This is a genomic window from Terriglobus roseus, from assembly GCF_900102185.1.
GTDB classification, from domain to species: Bacteria; Acidobacteriota; Terriglobia; order Terriglobales; family Acidobacteriaceae; genus Terriglobus; species Terriglobus roseus_A.
The window spans coordinates 1,243,429-1,266,707 of record NZ_LT629690.1; the positions used below are offsets into that span (position 1 = coordinate 1,243,429).

Sequence of the window (23,279 nt, forward strand, 5' to 3'; positions counted from 1 at the left end):
TCTTGAGAATCAATAAGACTACGTAATCGTGCTTTGCAGATGACTCCATGCAGCGGGGATGTTGACCGTCTTATGGGCCCAGTCAAAGAGGCTGTAGTCCCCGTAGTGAGCCATGGCGACTGCATCCTGGATCTCCTCTGCGGAGCGGCCCTCATCGATGGCCTCACGTACCGCTTGGTCGAGTTCCTGAAGATACTTGATGGGGAAATCGATGTCCGATGCACGCATGGGCTTGCCATGCCCAGGAATGATCGTTGCGTCCTCTGGAAGAAATGTCTTCACGCGATTAAGAGTCTCGATCGTGTCATGATGCCGGCCTTCTAAAAGCCAGGGAAGAGCGGGCGATGGCGCTTGGATCATGTTGCCTACCCATAGCACCTTTGCATCGGGCACCCAGATGACAAGATCTCCCGGTGTTTGCGCGAACCCGAGGTGGCGTATTTCCACCATTCGGCCACCCAGGTCAACAGTGATCATTTCCGATACAACAACGTCAGCACTGCGTGATTGAACCCGTTCAATGCCTTTGCCCCGGCCCATGAGCCCCAGCATGAAGTTGCGATCGTCTTCGAAGTGCTCATCCATATAGCGCTTGGTGGCGGGATGCTGAACGATGACCGTACTTATCGGGAAAACATAATTCCCGTAAGCATGATCTCCGTGATAACTCGTATTCACGAGAAACCGAATCGGTTTGTTCGTCTCCTTCCTCACCAGGCCAATGAGTTGCGATGCGAGATCGCCATTGAGCATAGATTCTATGACCAAGACGGATCGTTCGCCGATCACGAATCCGGCTGTCGTGGCCACATGATCTTTATCAAACACGTCGTCTGGCAATACGGCGAACACACCGGGTGACAGTTCTTTGGAGGTGAGATTGACAAGGGAAGCATCCCACGGTGGTGTGGCTGCCCGGTCAGTTTCGTTGCTCATGATTGTTCCTCCTATCGCGCATCGTTTATTAGCAGGTCCTTTTTAGGCACCGCGACCATCTGCCTCATCGCCCACCCTCATTTATGCGAGACGTCAAACTCTTTAACGTGGACAACACTATGGTCGCGCTCGCTCTGCATAAGGCGTCCCAGCAATTTGAGCGGCGCGATGGGTCAAGTTGATCAAGTCTGAAGTCGGATGTATGTCACAAAGAGGCTAAAAATGTTCCGAAATAACTTTGGCTTCGGCGACTCTCATTGAACCTGGTCAATCCAACGACGCGGAGTTATGCCCGTGATTGTTCGAAAGATTTTGGTGAAGTGACTCTGGTTTGCGAAGCCAGCCATCTGAGCGGCTACCGCAATGCTTTCTTTCTGAAGAAGTAGCTCTTGAGCAAGAGCGATCCTCCGTTGCATGAGCCACTGGTGCGGCGAGATTCCTAAAGAAGTTTTGAAGCTGCGACCGAAGTGAGAACACGATAAACCGACCACGGCCGCCAGTTCGTCAAGGTGCAACTCCCGGACAAAATTAGCCTCCATATAATCCAAACTTCTTTTCAACATCGGACGCGAAAGTCCTCGCTGTTCTGACGGTTGCACAGTGCGGCTCACCGTGAAGAAGCTCGCCATAAGGGCTGTAGTCAGGCTCTCGCCACAAAGCGAAGACCCACCCGCCGGTGCGTGGCACTCGTCCCATAGGAGAGCGGCGATCTTACGAACCCGTTCGTCGTAGATCAGGAGGACGGGTTCACTCCATTTGTGCCGGTCAAACTTATCCCCCAGCATGGCTTCAACGGCAGGCAACTGAAAGCGAGCGCGCAAATCGCAGACAAGATTTGTGGAATCGCCGAACCCCCAAATCTCGGCATGGGATGGGATGTACATCGAAAAGCCCGCATCATAGCGTGTGCGGGCGAGAGGAGCATTGATTCGCTTCCTTGGCTCGCAGAATCCTCCACCACCTTGCCGGAGGATGACTGAAACTGTCGCCTGATCCGAAGCAAAACTTTGCCACGACTTCTTAGCGGAGATGTTCTGCGTGATGCAGTGGAGATCGATCCCCAGCCATTGCTGTTGCTGGACCGCGAATTGAGCTAAACCATGCGGCGATTTGAGCTCGAAAGACACCGCCCATTTTAGTGCATATGTCATTCTCAATCGCAGGCGTCAAGTGATGCTCAAGCACTGCACCCCGCACTCGGCGGTGAGCGTCAAGCACCTCCCCTTGATGGTCTCCAGGTTCGTCAGCACACCTCGCAGACCGAAAGCCCCCACCTCTATCCGTCCCTGAATGAGTACGTCGGCGGTTTTGAGTCCATCCAGGATGGATTCGACAGCCATGTACGGTTATCTGCTGTGCATGGGATGAGTTCATCGGTTAACCGCAAAGCGTAGAATCGAAGCTGCAGGGCGAAACGATGAAAACGGCCACCATTCCGGCGCTGCACCGAATCGATGGCATGTCCAATCTATGGACTGCCGGAAGTCGAGGCGCTCTCCTGTTCATTGGTCTCGTCTTGTTGGTCATGCCCTGGACCGAGCATTTCTGGAACTTTGACGGCTTCCTGAACGGTGGTCAGGATTTCGAGTTTGGTCTGCTTGCTATCGCCACGATGTTCTGTTTTGTGATGGTCATGATGCAGCACGCCAAGTGTTCCTTCAGAGCGACGTTGTGTTTAAGGAGATGGCTGTCGATTGTGCTACAGCACAACGATCCTGTTGTCACGGGATCGTTCATGGGCCTCAACTCAATTCTCCATACCGTCCCATTTCCGAGTCCATCCCTTCGCCAATGCACGCTCCCCCTACAGATCTGATTCCTTCCCAAGCGCCCACCTTCGAACGGCTCATTTGAGTCATGGTGAATTCCTGCAACAGGACTAATCACACTTGTGGATCGTCTTGGGGGATGTAATGAAAAAGTCTGAAGTGCTCAAAGCTTGGGCCAGTATCCTGTCTGGCCGTGCTCCGTCTCTCTCGATCGAAATTACCAAAGAGTGCCCCCTACGTTGCCCCGGGTGCTATGCCTTCGACGCTGCCCATCTTGGTAGTTTCACTCAGCTAAGTCAGCTCTCGGACTTTAAGGGAGACGAACTCGTTACTCGCGTTCTCGCTCTTCTTGATGAATTGAAACCGCTCCACGTCTCTCTGGTCGGCGGTGATCCATTGGTTCGCTATCGGGAATTGGAGCAACTGCTTCCACAAATCGAGGCTCGTGGTATCCACACTCAGGTTGTTACAAGTGCCTTCCGAGTGATTCCATCGCACTGGAAGGACTATACGAAGTTGAATGTCGTCGTTTCGATTGATGGCCTCCAACCCGAGCACGATGAGCGCAGAAAACCAGCTACCTATGAGCGGATTCTGAAGAACATCGTCGACGCACAAGTCACAATACACTCCACGATCACGTCTCAGATCGCTTCGCGTCCAGGTTATCTGGAAGAGTTTTTGGCGTTCTGGAGCGCCAATCCTTCTATCCGGAAAATCTGGTTCAGTCTGTTTACGCCGCAGCGCGGCGCAACGGATCCTGAGATCCTGTCGCCAGTTCAGCGAACGGTTGTTATGAACGAGTTGAGACGGTTACGCCCTCTCTATCCCAAGCTTGACATGCACGATATCGTCATCGATGAGATTGCAACGCCACCCTCCAGTCCAGAAGAGTGCATCTTCGCTCGAACAACAGAAACAATCTCTGCGGATCTCAAGACGCAGATCACGCCTTGTCAGTTCGGAGGAGACCCCGATTGCTCGCAATGCGGCTGTATCGCTTCGATGGGACTAGCCGCAGTCGGCCACTACAGAGTTCTTGGCGGACTCACTGCTGGTCATCTCTTCATGGCGTCAGACAGAATCGGAAAGGGATGGCGTAAGGCGCGAGGGACTTTCTCGTCCAAACGTGCCACGCAGACGAAATCAGTGCCATTCAAAATTCTGTCCAATTAATCGCAAAACGAAACGAACAGGAGGGAGTTTTGAACGAACGCGAATGCACTGTAGAACAGGGATTGAGGCGCGATCTGAAAAAGTTCAGCAGGTGGCTCTCTCGCCTGGGATTTACTCCCGGAACTTCGGGCAATCTTTCGGTACGTCTCGACTCTGAACGACTTCTCGTGACTCCGACCGGCGTCAGCAAAGGTCTGATCAAAGCTTCTGACATGGTGATTGTCGATCTCGATGGACGTCTGATCGCAGGCACACGAAAGGTCACAAGTGAGATCGCCATGCATCTCGCGGTATATCGGCAACGAGCGGACATCCATGCCGTCGTCCATTCTCATCCTCCGATTGCGACGGCTTTCGCCTGCTCTGGACGAGCGCTCAATGAACCTCTCTGCCAAGAAGCGGTCATGACCGTGGGACGCGTGCCTCTGGCACCCTATGCAACTACCGGCACCGATGAAGTGGCGGCGAGTATGCGGCCTTTCCTCACGGATCATGAGACAATCCTGCTCGCAAACCATGGCGTGGTCAGCTACGGGACGACCCTTCTCGATGCATTCATGAAGATGGAGACGGTTGAGCATCTTGCACAGGTAGGTCTCATTGCCCATCAACTAGGCACTGCTCAGCCTCTTGGGGCAGACCAGATCGACCGGCTCCAAAGTGCCCGATCGAAATATGTTCACAACGCCCAAGAGATGTATTTGTCACCGCAACAGGAGGGCCGTAACGTTGTGTTATCCGAAAAGGTAGCGAATCACACTCTGATCGGTGCCCAAGTTGGTGGCCTGAAAACGAACGAATTGTCTTCCTGACAGCAGTGGCTGGAAACCCCCGAATCTACCGTCTCAATCTCGCCACTTTCAAGAAACCGTTAAGCGACTAAACGCTGAGAGGCGGCCCAACTCGTTCCAGGCCATAAGCTTTCACAACATCGGGGTCAGTGGGTAGCTTGCCTGTCTTGCCAAAATCACGGAAGAACTCCTCCATTCGCCCTGCCGGTGTAAATGCGATCAAAAGCTTTCCCGGCGTCTCGCCGACCTGTGCCCAAACATGCGGAACCTTTCTCGGCATAAGTACGGAGTCACCCGGTCTCAACGTCAACTTTTGGTCGCCGATCTCGACGCGGAATTCTCCCTCCATCGCGTATAGCCATTCATCCTGAGCCGGATGCACATGGCGGTAGGGGCCACCTTTCGTCAGATTGGAATGTTCCATGATGAATAGACCACCTTCGGTGTCGGCGGGAGAAGCCTTGAAGGCTATTTTGCTGAACCCTAATGTGTGTGTCTCGCCCAAGCGATCCGCACCGGCAGCAACCGTCCTGGCTTTCGATTGCTGCGGGAGCGACTGCGCCAACGCGAAAGAAGGTACAGAGAGAGCGCCCATCTTAACGAAATCACGTCGTTTCAAGGTACCTCCTAAGAGTCTTTCCTTTTGATATGAAGCAGAGCCTGGTACCCAACGGGCGTCCCCAGCAAGAATACGCTTCCCGGCGCAATCCTTCCTGGTTGATGATGGAAAGCCGACGTATTGGGACTGATGACTCGCGATATCGGATCGTGAGCTAGTCGACGGCTGTTAGGTAGCTTTATTGGGAAGTTCAAGAAGACGCCTCGCCAACGACGTGAGTCGTTCGAAGTCATTCTCTAATTTCAGGGCAAGGGTCTTCTCGTCACCAACGCCGTCACGTTGTTTCGCGATGTAGAGGACGTTCGTCAAAGACTGCAACGGATTATTGATTTGGTGGGCGAGGTCGTTCGCCATGGAAACAGCGGCCGCCGCGGCGGCTTGATTTCGCAACTTTTCTTGTTGTCGCTGCTGGCGAATACCCATCGCTGCGAAGTTCGCAAGAACCTGCATGAGGTGCAGGTCTTCAATATCGAATGCCTCGTTTCGTGCGTGCGAGAGGATGAAGATCGTTCCACGCGTCTCCTCGACGTCCCACGGAAGAAGTATCCCATCTTTGACAGGCGCAGCCTCTACGCCAAGAATGTCAAAAAATCGTTGATCGACGCGGAACAGCTGCGGCGTTCCTCTTTCAAGTGAGACTGAACATGCGCTTGGCGTGCGCGGCAGGACCGCATTTAGAAAAGGAGAGTATTCACCTGCGATCGCCACCCAATGGTAGAAGGCTTCGTCGGTCTTGTTTTCGCGTTCAATGCTTATCCCCGCGCTGTCCGCACCACAAAGGCGAACAGCCGCATCGACAAGCTCTTGAAGGATCGTTTCGGGCCTCTGGACGAAGGCCATAGCAATTCTGTGCAGGCCTTCCATCTGCATCGAGCTGTCGCGTCGGTGGACGCGTCGCTTCGCATAATACGACTCGTCAGAAAGGTCCACGACCTCAAGGCCAGCTGCTTCGAGTTGAGCGGGGGTCTGCAGCATGGACTTCCTTCCAATTGTATCTGCAGAGCAGATTGTACCGAGTTGAAGCTCCCACTCTGGGTGCTTTGAGCCGCCTCGCTTCACTTTGCGCTCGCTGTCAGGTAACGACAAACGAGCCTCCCGTCATCTGTCGATTGCTGACGAGCGCCCGATTTTCGGAAGTCACGCTCTAGGTTCTCTCCCCCGGACACGTATCAGTTCGACTAGTCAGCTGGCCCAGCAAAGAGGATCGGGTTTTCGTCCGGATCCGAAACGATGAAGGTTCGTGCACCCCAGGGCTCCTTCTTCCACCCCAGGGCTCCTTCTTCAATGTCTGTTGGAATAGAACACCCGCAGCCTTGAAAGCTAAAAATAAGTTCTTGATTTCGCTCGCAGTGGCAACACTGATCGAAGCAGAGAGAAGACCTTCTCGCTTGCGAACGTCGCCAACAAAGACGGGTTCGGAAAACAGCCGCAAGTTCAAGCGGGCGTTGTCTCGTCTGACCTGCGCATAAAACGATGGACTGCCGTAGACGAACTCCACGTTAAAGCCGAGTTTTTCTGCGTAGAATTCGCATGATCGTTGAACATTCGCAACGAAAAGCTGCGCTTCAATGAAGGCGAGAATAGGAACGAGCGGTGTTTGTTTCGGTGCATCGCTCATGGCATGTGCTCCTGACAGAAGCGCCCGCCAACTGTCTTGTCGCGCAACAAGCTCCTGGGCATCCGCGAATTTGAAAGCCGATTCCAGGATGTCCACGTCTCCCATAGAACGGAATCGAGGCAGCGTAGACCTGATCTGAGCCGCGACGGGGTAGTACCAGTCGTGGTGCCGGGGCAGATACTGTTTGGATTGCTTCTTGAGGTTATCGATGTTCGGCATAGGCGCAACTCTGCTCGAATATCGTAGGCAGGCGTTGCCCTTTCGATCTACCGTCGCGCCCTACGCAGCAAGACAAGATTCGCTGCGGCATGGTTCCTTGTCAACTCCTAATTGTAGTGTGTCTCCGTAAGAGCGAAACTCCCCATAAACGAGTTTCTCGGACGCAAGGATTATGGCGATGCCTGTTGGTCTACCTCTTATCCGGGTCGGTATCGCTACGGTTCATACCCACGGCGTCGATAAACCGGTCAACGTCGGTCAAGGAGCAGACCAGGGTCCCGTCTGGTTTCTCGTAAGCAGAAAGCAGTTCGCTCCAACCGGAATACAGCGCCCGTTCTCTGATGAGGAGAACCCCCTCCCGATGAATGAAAGGGTGCGCCACCTGTTGGCCGTCCGAGAACGCATTTAGTTCGTAAGTGCCGTCTGGCAATCTCTTGCCGTGTACTTCGCCATTTCGCCCTTCGCTCACCTGCCACCGTCACAACCTGGGATATGTTGCAGAGAATCATTGCAATGCCGTTCGACGAATATCTTTTGTCGGTGGAGTACCGCCGTCATCATCGCTGCTTCAAAGGGACGCAGCAGATATTCCTAACGTTCCTCGTGGAGGCCCCTCACCGGTCCGCTACCCCTAAGCTCGTGCCGGTCAGCGTAGTAACAAGATCCTTCATAGCCACCAGCACGAAAGGTAAGTGTTCGCCGAATGAGTTCTGGTGGTAACTCCTGGCCAGTCCGAATAACCCATTCGGTCAATCCATTCCTTCCGTACTCGACAAGAACCGCGTCTCGCACCGGAATAGGGCGTTCCAGTCCCAGGAGCGTCAGGGTCGGTAAGGGAATCATGCGACGCGTACTCATCGCCAACTCGTCCTTTCGCAGAATTAAATCAAAGCGTGCCAGATGGCAAGCCGACCGGCAGGCCTTCTGGAGTTTTGACGCTTTTTTTCGTAGCAAAGGAAAGCTGCTACGGCAGACGTTCGACAGAAAGAAGTCTGGTCTGTCGAAGCCTCAGCAGTTCCAATCCGTTCGTTCTAGCCTGAGTTCCAGGATGATTCCTTCGACGTCCTCTACAGGGTGGATCATGAGGTTTCTATCGCTGGCCAATTCAACGGGGATCGAGCGGCCTTGGCTCGAGAATTTGGCGATGCACGGGTTCAGAACTTCGGCTGGGATCGGAGGGGATGGTTTGGTAAGCTGGCATTCCTCAATAAACACAATCACCGCGAAATGATTGTCTGTAACCCTGCTGCTTTCTATTGTTCCTCGTTTCTTTTCCGGCATGATCATGAGATGCGGGACGCATTATTCTTCGTTGGATTCGGTAAGCATCTCGTCCCGTTTGTTGCCGGTTAGATCCGCTGTCATCTCATCGGCTTCCAAAGGACTCAATAAGTCGGTCAGCGACAGGGTGGTCTCCTCGCGGCTCACCCAACGCGTGTCGCTCTTCAAATGCACGATGACGGGGATTCTAGTGTGGTTGCTCTCGATCAGGTCGTTGAGGGTCTTTGGTGATGATTGTTTCCGTTAACGAGTCATTAGTGGGAGTTCGGTTGAAGGTGGCTCAGCTTCCGCCAAGAATGTTGATACTGAACGCAATCACTCCTAGATTGAAGACGAAGGCACCGAAGGAGTGAAACATCACGATCCGGCGGAGCTTGCGTGATGTGATGTCCACGTCGGAAGTTTGGAATGTCATTGCGAGACAGGAAGAAAAGTAGAGAAAATCCCAGTAATTGGGTTCCTCCGTTGCGGGAAACGACGCGCCCCCGACATCGACACCATCTTTGTTCTGCCTGTAGAAGAGATGCGCGTAGTGAAGGCAATAGACAAGCGTGCTAAACAGCCAACACAGAGTGAGCGTCGTTACGATAAGGATCACGTCCGCAGTTTTTGGTCTGCCTTGTTGCGAAAGCTCCCTGCCGACAGCAACGAGGACCACGCAGGTAACCACGAAGGCGATCAGGAGCAGGACGCCCCGGTTCGCGTCGTTCTTCTTGGCCGATTCGCGCATCTGTCGCGCCTCATGACGAAACAGGGCGACACAGAGCAGAGCAAAGCAGAGAGACGCGATATCGAAGGCAATCATGACCCCGTCTACGCCGCCGAGCGTCGGACATGCAATCGCGCAACCTCCAATGGCGATGATCCCGAACCAGATGAACGGCCAGGGCGCGAATATCTCGCCGACGCCGGATTTCCTAATCCTCATTTGATCAACTCCAGAGTGCCACACCGCTGCAAACGTTTCACTTACTTAGATGCCGAATCGCCTTGCAGCCTGCGCCCGAAAACCATGGCTAACGTAACGCCCACCCTGGCGGAATGGTTGGTGACGCCGAAACGCATGCCTCCATCGATACCGACTGAATCTCGGAGCTTTCGGTAGAAGCCGGTGAAAACGTATGTTCCGGGAGGAGTGTTGGATTGACCTTTGTTCTGTCCGAAGACTTCAGAATAAAGTCGCGTGTTTTCGTTGAGGTGATAGCTGACCGCCGCAGACTGCTGACCACCATAGGCGCATCCCGTCGCGTCCTGGCAATCGGATTGAACTAGCGAGCCGTTGAGCATCACATCGACGATGCCGCCCTTGCCGTAATGATGGTTCAAGAGCATCGTGACCTGCTGGCCATATCCCTGCAAAGCCTGGTCCGATGCGGTCGGCAACTCGGCTTCGTATTGCAGAGCCAAGCCTGGCGCCGCATGTCCATTGCGTTCCTTTTCGAGTACGACCTTGGCGCCGATCTGAATCGTGCCGACGCCTCTTCCTTTTTCGTCTTCGTCCTTACGATATGCGTAAGGCGACCACCCAAAGTCAACGCGCAGACGCTCTAAAGGCACATACGTCGTCAGCAGACCTAAAGTGTCTTGTCGACCAGGAACGGCGTGCGGGTAGGTATCAAAACCAACTTCCACTTGCAAAACACCCTTGCCCTGAATCGCCGCGCTGTTCGCCACCGTCGGGCGCGTCGGGTTTAAGTCCAATGCTTGAGCTTGCGATCGGATCGAGAGGAGCGCCACGGTGAAGGTGGCTGCAATAGCGCAAGGATTGAGCGAAGACCACATACAAACTCCGACTACGGATAGACGTAAAGGGTGGGTGCCGGATCTGGCGGAGAACATCGTTGGGCAGTGTCCCGCGAGTTTCGCGGAGAATGAGATCGGATCATCCGTAGATGATGGCGCACCGCTCGTGCCGCGACATGTCGACAGAATCGTTGTGGACGATGATTGTTTCTCGGCGCATTAAGGACTCGCATGCGAATCGGTCATCGCCATTCTCCCCAAAGCGCGCACCTTCTATTCTTTTAGGGCATTCAGGTATCGGCACATTTCCCGGCGCTCGGACAAGCGTTGTGCCTCCCTTCGGAGAGCCCTGGTTCGCAGTTGCAAGCATGTGGCAGCTCCAACCAGGACCAACGTAAGAGCAGCGATCCAAGGCGATAGGATGGGCACACTTCCTCCCCAGCGCGTGATGATGTGAACGCGCCACTGGTTGGATGCACGTGACCCGTCTGCGAGTCACTAAGCATTGACGGAATTTGCAAATCGGGAAGTCCCTCTCTATTGAGCGATAGAAGTTCCGTAGAAGCTTGGGACGACGAATTCGTCTCGTGTTTCCGCGACGGACGGAAATAGTCCGCACCAAAGCTCTTCTGGTGACGAGAACCGACAACGCGGCGCCGGACAGGTCGGGGCCACACAGAAAGACAGTTGCGTCAGGCCGCTCTCTTCGCGGTCTTTTTTGCGGCGGTCTCTTTCGGTTTCATCGCCCTAGGCTCCTTGGGAGCGACGACGGCTTCGCCAGACACATCGACCGGTGTAGCCGTGCACGGGAACGATGGAGGGCGTGATGCTAAGGAACGGGAGACGACACGTCTATCCATCTGAGTTCGTGCGGGAGGGGGTGCAGTGCAGGCCATTACGGCTGACACATGAGCCAGTGCTTGACACAGACGAATAGCATCTGCAACCTGCTTGTTCTGGGTTGAACAATGGTGTTACTAACTAAGGGGCGGAGAAGTGTGATGTCTGAAGTTCATGTCAAAATGGCCGGATACGATGCAGTATTCGAACAGGCGGTTGATGGAAGTTGGAGAGGAACGGTACCAGACCTCCCGGCGATCCTGACAAGCGGTCCCACTCTCGGCGAGGTCAAGGCCAACATGCAGGAAACAATCGGACTTTGGCTGGAGAATGCGAAGCGATCCTAATGCGTACGCTTCAAGTACCTCTAGGAAATGAATCGTCAATCGGATGTCGACAAAGAGCAGGGCTCTAAGAGAATCGCTACGGCATTCTGTACTGGAGTGCGCCGCTTGTAACGGGGTGATTTGGGATCGCGATCCCCGCAATGCGTAACTGATCCACATGTTCCTTACTCAAGGAAGGAGGCAGGTAAACTCCGGAGAATGTGTATAGGCCAGTGGTGTTCGCGTCGTAATGAAGCGCTGCATGAGGCGCTTGGATATAGAGGAAGTCACGTCGTTTCAAAACATGCCATTTCTGGGCAGGCTGATTAAGAAGTAAGCTCCTGCAAATCACCAGTCCTGAATGGAAGGTGCGGCAGGGCGAGACCTATAGGCACTCACAAACGCCAATTTCTCGCTTCAAGTGCCGGCAGAGAGTGGATTTTATTGATTCCCTAACGAATGCCTAAGGTTGACCGTTTATCGGAAGTCGCCACGAGTTGGCCACCGCATCTGAGGATAGGTTTCGAGACGCCTCAACATTCAGGAGTCATAGGATTCTGAAATGAATCGAGCTTTAATTGGGTGAAGGCTTCTCTACAGAATCGACAACAATAGTCTGCACGGGCGCCTTACCGCGCAACAACTTCAATCCCATCTGCTCGGCTAAAGCCTGGTCCGGCGGTAGACCAAAATCGATATCTGCAGTTGGTAATTCTGAACTGGCGTTGAAATGCACCGTAAAGTTGTACGTCCCGTTGAGATTCGTCTGATCCGCGACCGGAGCCTTTAGGTAGTAGCTCATGAGACCCGCGAACTGGCTCATCTTTGCACCGTGCCCGGTGACTACGAGGTCCGTGATGGGCCCACCCGAAGAGATCCCAGAATTGTCGGATTCCTCTGCCGCCGAGATTAAATTGGCTGCACTTTTCACACTCGTAAGAAAGTAGGTCAGCCCCGGCCGTTCTTCTATGTGATATTGCAGGCGAAATCTGTTCTGCAGCAACTGCAGAAGCATACGCCGTTTGTCTGCTGTTGCTTCTTCATCGGGCAAGCTAGCAAGCCGGCGGCTGACCTCTTCATCCGAACTTGCATGTACGCCGAAGTTCTCTCGGTCCAGCCAGTCTGGAACTCCCGCAAGCTGGTATCTGAAGTTGACGCCAAATGCCTCGGCAATCAGCTGACTCAGCCGCATGACGGCATCAAGGCGACCCACATGACTAGGATTGTTCAGATGCTGCCTGGCCGGAGCACTGGGAGCCAACTCATGGATGCTGGCTACATCAAACTTGAGCGCGATATCTTCATGTCTTTCGTCTGGATACCCGGCGGCTTGCTCGCTTGTCGGTGGAGTATTCGGCTCGTATAGAGAGCAGCCGATATCATCGCAAAAATGATGAAAGTTCGGCACTTCGTTGGCATGAGGGACACTCCACAAATGACTTTCGCTTACAAGAAAAGACAGGTTTGAGTTCGGCTTCCGAATCTGAATCAGAGTTAAAGCGGACGCGCTCTAAGCGTGATTGAACAATACACAAGACCTTGAGTATTTGCTCTGTCTTGACGCGGACAGCCGCTACCGGCAATCACATCCGCTGGGGTAGCTGTCACTGCCGCCGTAATCTGCCCGGGCGTTCTCGATTGATGACAACAGGGCGAACCTCTACTTGGTCTCAGCGGATTGATGACGGATGCCGACTTATCGGTACCAATCGCAGATAAAAGGACGAAACAGGCACGTAGACAAGGAAATGGCTTTCGCTCAATTCGCATATTCTTCGCGCGAGCGAGGGGAAATGGCCTTCCTCAAATGTTTCAAAAATAGGCTACTGAACAGCGCTATTTCGTTGCGAGAAGGTCAGCCATACTTAACTGAGGTTTAGCTGCGAAGAGTTCTTCTGCTTTGTCGAAGAGTGCTTTGGCCACCTCGCCCGTCAGGTGGGCGTTGCGTCCATCCTCATCAGCGAAGGTATCGAAGATCCCGAAGCTTGTTGGTCCCGTCTGGAACGCGAACCAGGCTGACGTGCCAACTTCCTGCAGAACAAGCGGCTGAGCAGATTTCAAAAACTCTGCGACTTCCTGTTCCTTGCCTGGCTTTGCTTCTAGTATTGCCAAAATTCCAAAGCGATCCATATACCGGCTCTCTTTCTGTTTGCTCGTGAAATACCGAGGGACACTTTGTTGCGACAGCAAGTGTCCCTAACGAAAGGCGTGAAAGAGACTTGCATGCTTGCCATGCCGCCGTCCACGAACGACTCTACTCCTATTACGTAGGAGGAGTCGCTCAAAAGCAGGAACAGGGCATTCCCTGCGGTCATTGAGAGCTGCTGGTGGAGAAAACGAACGAATTTCTAAATGGGTGTTCAGTCAGACTGCGGGTTGCGGATAAGCGCTCGGCGGAAGCACAGAGAACGGACGACATTTGGCCTGACACACATTATTCGGTGGAATGTTAACAACCCCGTCGGAGCAGAAGCCATCTAGCTAACTGTCGCGAGCAGATGTTCCAGCGACTAGACCCGAGCCCGATACGAGTTCGGTACCCAGCGGGTACGCAACCGCGTCGGGATGGCTTCCTGCCGTCAGCACGATCGCGAATATCAGGTCACCACCTCCATCGCAAAGCGCTCCTAATCCTCTCGCGAGCTTCGGCTCGCCACCGATGCGATATCTTCGCCTCGAGCACGGAAGGAGTCTTGCATGCAGCAGTCTTCTACCTCCTCTAACAACCTCTCCAGTCAGTTGCCGTTCGGTCCTAAAACCCTTGTGCTTGGCGCGGTAGCGCTTATCGCCTATGGCCTGACGCGGCGTTCCAAGGCCGGCACCGCCATTGCAGCCGCCGGCGGCCTGCTCGCTTACAAGGCAGCGCAGTCTCCACCACCTCAATTCAAGACACACGCAATCTTCCTGGTAATCTCCTCGCCCAATCAGGCATATGCATTGTGGCGGAACTTCGCAGGCCTACCACGCTTCATGGTCCACCTCAAATCGGTTCGCGAGGTCGGCGGAGATCGTTCGGAGTGGATTGCTCTTGGGCCCGGCGAACGCGAGATCCGTTGGAATGCAGAGATCACGGAAGACACAGTAGACAAGCGGATTGCTTGGCGGTCCCTTCCCAACTCCGACATTGCGACAAGTGGCTCGGTGGAGTTTCGTCCCGATCCGCAGAGCCGCGGCACCTTTGTCACCGTAAATGTGGGATACACACTTCCCGGTGGTTCGCTCGCGACTGGACTCGCTGCCATCTTCGGCAAGAGTCCAGACTTCGTTGTGCGCGAGGACGTTCGACGTTTCAAGCAGTTGCTCGAGACCGGCGAAGTGCCGACAACGCGTGGCCAATCGCATGGTCCACGCGGTATTCACGGTCACACCGAACAACTTCTCTTCCGTGAGAAGAGCAACCTCCCGGACCCACAAGCCGCGTCTGCGTACAGCCAATCGGCTTAGGGCTCGAACATCCCCATTACGACGTGCCTACTCCACCTGCGGCGCGTGTGTCTTCCTGTTCTCTCGATCCGTAAAGGAGCTTCCAATGAAAGCTGTCTGCTGGATGGGCAAAGAAAAAATGCAGGTGCATGATGTACCTGATCCCAAGATCCTCAACCCTCGCGATGCAATCGTTCGCATCACCAGCACCTGTATCTGTGGTTCTGACCTTCACCTCTACGACGGCTTCATCCCCACAATGGAACAGGGCGACATCATGGGCCACGAGTTCATGGGTGAGATCGTCGAGGTCGGCTCTGGAATCAGCAAAGAAAAACTGAAGGTCGGAGACCGCGTCGTGGTTCCATTCACCATTGCGTGCGGGAGCTGCCAGCCATGTAACGATCAACTGTGGTCCTGCTGCGACAACTCCAATCCCAATGCCTGGATTGCGGAAAAGATGATGGGCTACAGCCCGTCCGGACTATTCGGTTACACGCACATGCTGGGTGGCTATAGCGGCGGACAGGCGCAGTATGCTCGCGTGCCCTATGCCGATGTTGGTCCCCTCAAAATACCGGAAGGCATCCCAGACGAGAAGGTGGTCTTCCTATCAGACATCTTCCCAACTGGTTATATGGGTGCAGAAAACTGCAATATCCGCCCGGGAGACACCGTCGCCGTATGGGGTTGCGGCCCCGTCGCGCAGTTTGCGATTCGCAGTTGCTTCCTGCTCGGCGCTGGACGGGTGATCGCCATCGACCGCGTACCAGAACGGCTGGAGATGGCGCGCGCAGCCGGTGCAGAGACATTGAACTTCGATCAGGACGACGTGCTAGACGCCTTGCACGACATGACCGGCAATCGCGGTCCTGACGCCTGCATGGATGTGGTGGGCCTGGAAGCGTCAGGTCATGGCGCAATGTATGCCCTCGATCGGGCGAAGCAGATGGCACGCATTGAGACGGATCGTCCCACGGTGCTTCGTCAGGTCATCATGGCGTGCAAGAAAGGTGGAACGATCTCGATTCCCGGCGTCTACGGGGGCTTCGTCGACAAAATCCCGATGGGTGCTTATATGAACAAGGCCATCACCATGAAGACAGGCCAGACGCACATGATGCGTTACATGGGACCACTGCTTGAACGTATTCAACGGGGTGAGATTGACCCGTCGTTCGTCATCAGCCACACATTGCCGTTGGATCGCGCGCCAGAAGCCTACCGCATGTTCCGCGACAAGCTGGATCGTTGCACGAAGATCGTCTTGAAACCGTGGGAACAGACAACAGCCGCCTAGCGCGGCCAGGTGAGAGGAAACGTATGAACACGACACAATCAGGAAATAGTCTCGCCGTTGTTCCGAAGGTGATCAGTCCTACGGTGCACGGGGTCATTGACTACTGTCATGCTGCTTTCTTCTTCACGGTAGGCGGGCTCTCGGCTCGGGCTCGAAACAAGGGCGCCGCTCGAGCCGCGTTCGCCACGGGTGGCTTCATCCTTGTGCAGTCCTGTTGACCGACTATCGCTTTGGCGCCAAACCAGTCTTCTCGTTTGAGACCCACGGCAAAATGGACACCGTCTTTGCCGCAAGCTCCTGGATGCTGCCGCTGCTCTTCGGCTTTAAAGACACAGCCGCGGCGAAAATTTTCGAGGGCAATTCACTTGTAGAAGCTTGCGTGGTGGCCGCTACAGACTGGAGCAGCGAACGGGCCCACAGGGGAGCGAGTGGTCGCCTAGATCGCGCCGAACGCGAGGCTTCAACAGCTTACAAAGGGAATAAGAAGAGGAGTACGTATGGGAATTTTCGGGTTTGGTACAAAGCATCGGCTCAGCGGTAAACGCATCGCCATTCTTGCCACGCAAGGGGTCGAACAAGTCGAACTTACCAGCCCCGAAAGGCCTTGGAGAAGGCCGGCGCTATTGTGGAATTGGTGTCGCCGCAGAAGCTCGTAAAGGGCGGAAAGATCAAGGCGTGGAACCTCGTCAAATGGGGCGACTCATTCAAGATCGACGTGGACCTATCGGGTGCCAAGGTCTGTTCCTATGATGGGCTGCACCTGCCGGGTGGCGTGATCAATCCAGACATTCTGAGGACGGACACGGATTCGGTCGATTTCGTTCGCAGCTTCTTCGAAGCAGGCAAGCCTATCTCCTCGATCTGTCATGGCCCCTGGATGTTGATTGAAGCTGACGTAGTTCGGGGAAGAACCTTAACGTCTTGGCCATCATTGAAAACGGATATTCGAAACGCCGGTGCAAATTGGGTGAACGAGGAAGTTGTAGAAGACCGGAAGCTGGTCACAAGCCGAAGTCCGAAGGATCTTCGTGCATTCGACAAGAAGATCGTAGACCTCTTCGCGAGTGTCGCTGGTCCAGCAGAAGGTCAGCAGGCCGACGGCTAACTTCATCGCGAACCGGCGACTACGTTGCGGGATGGAACTCGCCGCACGAGACACAGAGGCTCGCCTTTCGGCATTCACGCCTGTGCACCGAGCTGCGCTGAGTCACGGTCATCTGCCCTGGCTAGAAAGCGGGAGAGTCATCATGAGAGCAACAGGACAAGCAATCGCTCGCACCACCAAACTTCCATCAGGGGATGTTCTGCCCATACTTGGGCAAGGCACGTGGCATTTCGGAGCAATTCCAGGGCGGCGCAAGGATGAGATCGCGGCATTGCGCACCGGGCTCGATCTCGGCATGAGCCTCGTCGACACGGCCGAAATGTACGGCGATGGAGCAGCCGAGGAACTAGTTGGTGAGGCAATCGCCGGACGCCGTGGTGAGGTTTTCCTCGTCAGCAAGGTACTACCGCAGAATGCTTCGCGGAACGGCACCGTCGCCGCTTGCGAGCGCAGCCTGAGCCGCCTCCACACAGATAGGCTGGACCTATACCTTCTCCACTGGAGAAGCAGCTACTCGCTTAAGGAAACGATTGAGGCCTTCCAGGCTCTCTTGCAGGCGGGCAAGATTCGATGCTGGGGTGTCAGCAACTTCGATGTTTCCGACATGGAGGAGTTGGCCGGTCTTTCTGGCGGGTCCGATGTTTCAACGAACCAGGTGCTTTACAACCTCACCCGTCGCGGCATCGAGTTTGATTTGCTGCCTTGGTGTCACCAGCGCACTATGCCGGTCATGGCCTATTCACCAATCGAGCAAGGACGGATGCTGGGTCATCCCGAACTGCAAAAGGTGGCTGAGCGACACAGCGCCACCCCGGCCCAGGTAGCTCTCGCCTGGATACTCCGTGACAAAGAGGTCATCGCGATCCCACGTGCTGGCGAGCCAAGTCACGTCCGCGAAAACCGCGGGGCAGTTGACTTGCGCCTGTCAGAGAAAGATCTAGAAGAACTTGACCGAGCGTTCCCGCCGCCCCGGCGAAAGGTTCAGCTCGAGATGTTGTGAAGCGATGCCCGTATGATGCAAACACGAGACCGAAGCATCCAACCTAGCATTGGAGGGGCGATTGATCAGCGGCGATCCCAGTAAAGGTCTCGTGCAGGTGCGCGGAGCTCGAGAACACAATCTGCGCAACGTGGACCTGGACATTCCGCGTGATGCACTGGTCGTGTTCACCGGCGTTTCAGGCTCGGGCAAGTCCTCTCTCGCGTTTGGAACACTGTACGCCGAAGCGCAACGACGGTACCTCGAGTCGGTGTCGCCCTATGCCCGCCGACTGTTTCATCAGTTGACTGTTCCGGCGGTTGACTCGATCAATGGGCTGCCGCCTGCTGTGGCTTTACAACAACAACGGGGCGCACCAACGACGCGATCGTCCGTCGGTTCGGTCACAACCCTCTCGAATCTCTTGCGCATGCTCTATTCAAGGGCGGGCGATTATCCAAGCAATCAACCTCTCCTGTACGCAGAGTCCTTTTCTCCGAACACGCCTGAGGGTGCCTGCCCGAAGTGCCACGGGCTTGGGCGGATCTATGAAGTCACCGAACAGTCGATGGTGCCAGACCCATCGCTCACGATTCGAGAGCGCGCTATTGCGGCTTGGCCAACCGCTTGGGGTGGCCAGAATCAGCGCGACATACTCGTCTCGCTTGGATACGACGTGGACAAGCCGTGGCGAGAGCTATCCGGAAAGGACCGAGACTGGATCCTGTTCACGGAAGACCAGCCGCAGGTGCCTGTATATCCGGGCTTCACTCCTGAGGAAACAGCTAAGGCCGTCCGCCGCAAACTGGAACCCGGATACATGGGCACGTTCACCAGTGCCAAGCGCCACGTCTTCAGCACGTTCTCACAGACCCACAGCGCGATGATGAAGAAGCGGGTCAGCCAGTTCATGGTCGCCACGGACTGCCCGGTGTGCCACGGCAAGCGCCTTCGCGGTGAATCGTTATCTGTAAAGTTCGCTGGGCACGACATCGCGGAGATCGCCTCACTCCCACTCAAGCGTCTTCATTCCGTTCTCCAGCCATTTGCAAAGTCTGGGGGGAACGCGCACCAGTCCAACCCTGAAAAGACAGAAGTCACAAAGCGCATTACGGGCGAACTCACCGAGCGGCTCTTGGTTCTGCTCGACCTGGGTCTCGGCTATCTTTCCCTCGAACGCAGCACACCGACCCTGAGTCCGGGAGAACTGCAGCGTCTCCGACTTGCGACACAGTTGCATTCCAACCTGTTTGGTGTGGTCTACGTGCTCGACGAACCGTCGGCAGGTTTGCACCCGGCCGATACGAGGGCCTTGCTTGATGCACTCGACGTACTCAAGAAAAGCGGAAACTCACTCTTCGTAGTGGAACACGAGTTGGAGGTCATTCGCCGCGCCGATTGGATCGTGGACGTTGGCCCGGGTGCTGGAGAGAAAGGCGGTCAGGTTCTCTACTCCGGTCCTTTGCCAGGACTCCGTCACATCGGTGCTTCGGAGACAGCCCGGCACGTCTTCTCCGCCGCCACGACGATTCCGAGGATGCGACAAGAGCCGAAAGGCTGGCTAGAGTTGAAGGGCATCACCCGTAACAACCTCCAGAATCTGGAGGCGCGGTTTCCTATCGGCGTCTTCACTTCCGTCACAGGCGTCTCGGGATCTGGAAAGTCCACGCTGGTCTCACAGGCATTGGTCGAACTCGTTGCGCGAGATCTCGGGCAAAACGTGCCTACCGAAGACGAAGAAGCGGATGCGCTCGAAGACCGTCCCGCTAAGGCAACGGAAGGCAAGATCGCCGGAGGTCTGGAGCACATCCGCCGTCTCGTTGTGGTGGACCAAAAGCCGATAGGCCGGACGCCGCGCTCCAACATGGCGACGTACACCGGCCTCTTCGACCACGTGCGGAAGCTCTTCGCTTCCACAAAGCTTGCGCGGTCTCGCAAGTATGACGCGGGGCGCTTCTCGTTCAACGTTGCCAAGGGACGTTGCGAGACATGCTCGGGGGAGGGATTCGTTTGCGTGGAGCTTCTCTTTCTCCCTAGCGTGTACAGCCCTTGTCCTGTCTGCCATGGCGCACGCTTCAATCAGAAGACTCTCGAAGTGCGGTACCGGGAGAAAAACATCGCGGACATACTTGGGATGACCGTAGAAACGGCAGCGGAATTCTTTGCTGATGAGCCTGCGATTTCGCGATCACTTCAGGTTCTGTTGGATGTCGGACTCGGCTATTTACGCCTTGGACAAGCGGCCACGGAGCTTTCCGGCGGCGAGGCGCAACGAGTCAAGCTCGCCACGGAACTGCAGCGCATTCAGCGTGGTCAGACGCTCTACATATTGGATGAACCCACGACCGGACTGCACCCTTCCGACGTAGAGCGTCTACAGCGTCAACTGAACCAACTCGTGGAGGCTGGCAACACGGTGATCGTGGTCGAACACGACATGCAGATCGTCGCGAGCAGTGACTGGGTAATCGACGTGGGGCCGGGCGCAGGCGATGAGGGTGGAAGGATCGTCGCGGAGGGGCCACCTGAGGTGGTTGCCAACGCCAAAGGAAGCAAGACCGCTCATTATTTGCACGACCATATGAAACCAAACACTTGAAATTACCTAGACTCCTGTCTTACAGCCATTCTCAATGGGACCGCTTCAAAACATCTACCTGATTCGTTATGCAGGCAGAGACCGACGTTCAGAGGCTGAATCGCAACGACGGTGCGGAACGATCTTTAGGGATCCTTCTCCTCGCTTCAGCCAACTAAGCGCATGGTACAGGTAGAAACTTTGGGCGTAACGCTAGGAAATACGGCTTGTGTCCAGTGGCGACAGCAAAGCACCGACAATCTCAAATCGGATGGTGCAAGAGCAGAAGTCGCATTCAACCTCGTTGACACCCTTGGGTGGGCTTGTGACAGGGAAGGTCCGAAGACAATCCGTGCATGTGACCACAACGGCTTCGTTGCTGTTCTTGACCCAAACGGCCGCCTTCTGGGGCTTGCCCACCTTGGGTCGCGTTGGCAACTCGCACAAGAAATCTTCGATCTTGGCGAATAGATCTTGCGGCTTGTACTGACCCTTTGGAAAGAATGCATCGGCGAGCACGCTTTCCGGGACTGTTAGCCCAGTGAACTCCCCCGAAATCACGATGACTGGTATGGACGGAAATCTGCGGCGAACCACCGATAGGAACTCAAATCCGTTCATATTCGGCATGCGCAGGTCCGAGATGATGACGTCGGGCAACGATCTCTTCAGTGCAGCGAGGCCTTGGAAGCCATCTTCCGCGCCCAGGACCTCGTATCCCTTCGATTCGAGCATGTGACGCGCTACTTCACGTAGCGCGGGATCGTCTTCCACGACCAGAATCCTGTATGGGAATGAAGCTGAAGACATGTGTGCTCTTTCGTGGAAGGAGGGGGACCCTACAGCATGATGATAGTCCGTCGTCCTTGAGAGGCTTCCTCTGTGTCGCTTGGGATCTTCCATACTGGTTCTGCGGGGTTAGATGGCTCGAGCCAAGCCTACTTACCATTTCAATCGTTCACCGCGGGACATTCAGACGGTCGTTATTGACTGTCTAGACGCTTACATAGTACATTCCATCTATGCCGAGGCCTCGCAGCGATGACAAGCGGAAGCGAATTCTCAATGCGGCAACGCGCGTCATTGTCACACAGGGACTCAGCGCACCCACGATGGGCATCGCTAAAGAAGCTGGCATCGCGAACGGCTCCCTTTTTACCTATTTCGAGACAAAGTCGGAACTTTTCAATCAGCTGTACCTGGAGTTGAAGCAGGAAATGGCATCAGTCGCCATGAAGGACTTCCCGACAGAGGCTGATCTTCAAGAGCAGTTCTTCCACATCTGGCGAAATTGGGGTAACTGGGCGGTTCGCTCTCCCGAGAAAAGGAAAGCACTCGCCCAACTCACTGTGTCGGAGGAGATTACGTCAGAGACCCGGATCGCTGGGCACAGGCTGATGTCTTCCATTGGTGAGCTGCTGGAACGCATCCGCAGCGCCGGCCCCATGCGCAAGGTTCCCATGAGCTTTGTTATCGCACTCATGAACTCGGTTGCGGACGCAACGATGGACCAGATGATTCAAGATCCGAAGCATGCAAAGACGCACTGCAAGAATGGGGTGGAAGCTTTGTGGAGAATGCTCGCTTAGTTGCTGTGTACGTAGATGACTGTCCAGACAGAGTTCTAACAGGTCAAGCAACTTCATGAACGATAAACACCATGTAACGACAGGAGTGATTCCATGAAAATGTCCAACAATACGGTACTGATCACCGGTGGCACCAGCGGCATCGGCTACGCACTCGCTGAACTGTTCCTCAAGCGTGGGAATACAGTTCTCATCACTGGAAGGACAGAAGAGAATTTGGCTATAGCTCGCCAGTCACTGCCTGGCGTTCTCACTTATCGCAGCGATGTGGGTGATCCCGCAGCAATCAGGCAGCTCTATGCGGACGTGGCCGCCGCGTTTCCGAACATCAATGTCCTCATCAATAACGCAGGGATTGGTTTGAAGCGTAACTTGAACGACACGACGGTCCCACTCGAGGATTTGAACAGAGAAATCGCAACGAACCTGACAGGTCCCATTCAGATGATTCAGCAGTTCCTGCCCCTGCTCAAACGCCAGCAAACCGCTGCGATCGTAAACGTCAGTTCGGGTCTCGCGTTTGTTCCCTTGGCGGTGAAGCCGATCTACTGCGCGACCAAGTCGGCCATGCACTCGTACACGCAGACTCTTCGTGTGCAGTTGAAAAATTCATCGGTCAAGGTCATTGAGCTTGCGCCACCCGCGGTGAAGACCAACTTCAACAAGGGGCAGGAGGAATTGAATTCATCCTCAGCCATGGACGTTAACAAATTCGCCCATGAGTCGATGCGCGGCTTGGAGAAAGGGCGACAAGAAATACTCCCGGGGCTAAGCCGTATGGCACGCCTGCTAGGGCGCTTGGCCCCTCAGGCAGTCTTTATGAAGGCCGAGGCCGAGCAAATGGTCGCGGAAGGAGAAAGGCTCTCATGGAGCACGCGCTAGTACGTCACAGATATCCGTATCGACAAACGCCGTTAGCGTCAGTTGGAGATCGCTCCCCCCAAACCGACATATCGGTAGTGCGCGTCACCTGATCTCGTGCGCCCT

23 protein-coding genes are annotated in these 23,279 nt (G+C 55.0%); 12 read left to right on the forward strand and 11 right to left on the reverse strand.

Annotated elements, in window-relative coordinates; all coding sequences use genetic code 11:
• Window positions 1–18: 18 nt before the first annotated feature.
• Window positions 19–936 (reverse strand): MBL fold metallo-hydrolase, encoded by a 918-nt coding sequence (locus tag BLT38_RS05270; protein WP_083344247.1) that lies wholly within the window; start codon window positions 934–936, stop codon window positions 19–21.
• Window positions 937–1,190: 254 nt separating this feature from the next.
• On the reverse strand, window positions 1,191–2,087 hold the full coding sequence (locus tag BLT38_RS05275; RefSeq protein WP_083344248.1) for a helix-turn-helix domain-containing protein: 897 nt from the start codon (window positions 2,085–2,087) through the stop codon (window positions 1,191–1,193).
• A gap of 266 nt (window positions 2,088–2,353) precedes the next feature.
• On the opposite strand from BLT38_RS05275, the gene BLT38_RS05280 reads away from it, so the two are divergent.
• The 3 genes from BLT38_RS05280 to BLT38_RS05290 all read left to right on the forward strand — a co-directional run bounded on the left by BLT38_RS05280 (window position 2,354) and on the right by BLT38_RS05290 (window position 4,693).
• Window positions 2,354–2,752: a hypothetical protein gene (locus BLT38_RS05280; RefSeq protein ID WP_083344249.1), complete on the forward strand. Its 399-nt coding sequence runs from the start codon at window positions 2,354–2,356 to the stop codon at window positions 2,750–2,752.
• A 73-nt stretch (window positions 2,753–2,825) separates the two neighbouring features.
• A complete protein-coding gene (locus BLT38_RS05285) occupies window positions 2,826–3,881 on the forward strand; it encodes a radical SAM protein (RefSeq protein ID WP_231966764.1) in 1,056 nt (351 codons plus the stop codon).
• A gap of 29 nt (window positions 3,882–3,910) precedes the next feature.
• A complete protein-coding gene (locus BLT38_RS05290; protein ID WP_231966765.1) occupies window positions 3,911–4,693 on the forward strand; it encodes a class II aldolase/adducin family protein in 783 nt (260 codons plus the stop codon).
• A 67-nt stretch (window positions 4,694–4,760) separates the two neighbouring features.
• Here BLT38_RS05290 and BLT38_RS05295 read toward each other — a convergent pair whose 3' ends face one another.
• The 6 genes from BLT38_RS05295 to BLT38_RS05325 all read right to left on the reverse strand — a co-directional run bounded on the left by BLT38_RS05295 (window position 4,761) and on the right by BLT38_RS05325 (window position 10,146).
• On the reverse strand, window positions 4,761–5,291 hold the full coding sequence (locus BLT38_RS05295) for a cupin domain-containing protein (protein WP_156785022.1): 531 nt from the start codon (window positions 5,289–5,291) through the stop codon (window positions 4,761–4,763).
• Between the two features lie 168 nt (window positions 5,292–5,459).
• Complete coding sequence (locus tag BLT38_RS05300) at window positions 5,460–6,266, reverse strand: GAF domain-containing protein (RefSeq protein ID WP_083344251.1); 807 nt, start codon at window positions 6,264–6,266, stop codon at window positions 5,460–5,462.
• Window positions 6,267–6,435: 169 nt separating this feature from the next.
• Window positions 6,436–7,128, reverse strand: a complete 693-nt coding sequence (locus BLT38_RS05305) for a VOC family protein (RefSeq protein ID WP_197674936.1) — start codon at window positions 7,126–7,128, stop codon at window positions 6,436–6,438.
• A 1,302-nt stretch (window positions 7,129–8,430) separates the two neighbouring features.
• Window positions 8,431–8,583, reverse strand: a complete 153-nt coding sequence (locus BLT38_RS20455) for a hypothetical protein (protein WP_156785023.1) — start codon at window positions 8,581–8,583, stop codon at window positions 8,431–8,433.
• A gap of 106 nt (window positions 8,584–8,689) precedes the next feature.
• Window positions 8,690–9,361, reverse strand: coding sequence for a DUF1345 domain-containing protein (locus tag BLT38_RS05320; protein WP_231966766.1), 672 nt, complete (start codon window positions 9,359–9,361; stop codon window positions 8,690–8,692).
• A gap of 17 nt (window positions 9,362–9,378) precedes the next feature.
• Window positions 9,379–10,146 carry a transporter gene (locus tag BLT38_RS05325; RefSeq protein WP_231966767.1) on the reverse strand — a complete coding sequence of 256 codons (768 nt, stop codon included), beginning with the start codon at window positions 10,144–10,146 and terminating at the stop codon, window positions 9,379–9,381.
• Between the two features lie 1,007 nt (window positions 10,147–11,153).
• On the opposite strand from BLT38_RS05325, the gene BLT38_RS05330 reads away from it, so the two are divergent.
• Window positions 11,154–11,339, forward strand: coding sequence for a type II toxin-antitoxin system HicB family antitoxin (locus tag BLT38_RS05330; RefSeq protein ID WP_083344216.1), 186 nt, complete (start codon window positions 11,154–11,156; stop codon window positions 11,337–11,339).
• A gap of 553 nt (window positions 11,340–11,892) precedes the next feature.
• Here BLT38_RS05330 and BLT38_RS05335 read toward each other — a convergent pair.
• A complete protein-coding gene (locus tag BLT38_RS05335; protein WP_172838154.1) occupies window positions 11,893–12,726 on the reverse strand; it encodes a TIGR03435 family protein in 834 nt (277 codons plus the stop codon).
• A 428-nt stretch (window positions 12,727–13,154) separates the two neighbouring features.
• Entirely contained in the window at window positions 13,155–13,448 is a 294-nt protein-coding gene (locus tag BLT38_RS05340) for a putative quinol monooxygenase (RefSeq protein WP_083344256.1), read from the reverse strand.
• Between the two features lie 567 nt (window positions 13,449–14,015).
• Here BLT38_RS05340 and BLT38_RS05345 point away from each other — a divergent pair.
• From BLT38_RS05345 to uvrA, 6 genes are all read left to right on the forward strand, one after another.
• Window positions 14,016–14,762, forward strand: coding sequence for an SRPBCC family protein (locus BLT38_RS05345; RefSeq protein ID WP_083344257.1), 747 nt, complete (start codon window positions 14,016–14,018; stop codon window positions 14,760–14,762).
• A gap of 85 nt (window positions 14,763–14,847) precedes the next feature.
• A complete protein-coding gene (locus BLT38_RS05350; protein WP_083344258.1) occupies window positions 14,848–16,041 on the forward strand; it encodes a zinc-dependent alcohol dehydrogenase in 1,194 nt (397 codons plus the stop codon).
• Between the two features lie 214 nt (window positions 16,042–16,255).
• Window positions 16,256–16,582, forward strand: coding sequence for a hypothetical protein (locus BLT38_RS20460; RefSeq protein WP_156785024.1), 327 nt, complete (start codon window positions 16,256–16,258; stop codon window positions 16,580–16,582).
• Window positions 16,583–16,645: 63 nt separating this feature from the next.
• Window positions 16,646–17,146, forward strand: a complete 501-nt coding sequence (locus BLT38_RS05360) for a type 1 glutamine amidotransferase domain-containing protein (RefSeq protein WP_197674937.1) — start codon at window positions 16,646–16,648, stop codon at window positions 17,144–17,146.
• Between the two features lie 142 nt (window positions 17,147–17,288).
• The gene (locus BLT38_RS05365; protein WP_083344260.1) at window positions 17,289–18,146 is read left to right on the forward strand and encodes an aldo/keto reductase; all 858 of its coding nucleotides are present in this window, start codon (window positions 17,289–17,291) and stop codon (window positions 18,144–18,146) included.
• Window positions 18,147–18,210: 64 nt separating this feature from the next.
• Window positions 18,211–20,724 (forward strand): excinuclease ABC subunit UvrA, encoded by a 2,514-nt coding sequence (uvrA, locus tag BLT38_RS05370; protein WP_197674966.1) that lies wholly within the window; start codon window positions 18,211–18,213, stop codon window positions 20,722–20,724.
• A gap of 192 nt (window positions 20,725–20,916) precedes the next feature.
• On the opposite strand, the gene BLT38_RS05375 is transcribed toward uvrA, so the two are convergent.
• Entirely contained in the window at window positions 20,917–21,513 is a 597-nt protein-coding gene (locus tag BLT38_RS05375; protein ID WP_172838155.1) for a response regulator, read from the reverse strand.
• Between the two features lie 212 nt (window positions 21,514–21,725).
• On the opposite strand from BLT38_RS05375, the gene BLT38_RS05380 reads away from it, so the two are divergent.
• Both BLT38_RS05380 and BLT38_RS05385 read left to right on the forward strand, forming a co-directional pair.
• Window positions 21,726–22,292: a TetR/AcrR family transcriptional regulator gene (locus BLT38_RS05380; RefSeq protein WP_083344263.1), complete on the forward strand. Its 567-nt coding sequence runs from the start codon at window positions 21,726–21,728 to the stop codon at window positions 22,290–22,292.
• Window positions 22,293–22,385: 93 nt separating this feature from the next.
• Window positions 22,386–23,174, forward strand: a complete 789-nt coding sequence (locus tag BLT38_RS05385) for an SDR family oxidoreductase (RefSeq protein WP_083344264.1) — start codon at window positions 22,386–22,388, stop codon at window positions 23,172–23,174.
• Window positions 23,175–23,279: the final 105 nt, after the last annotated feature.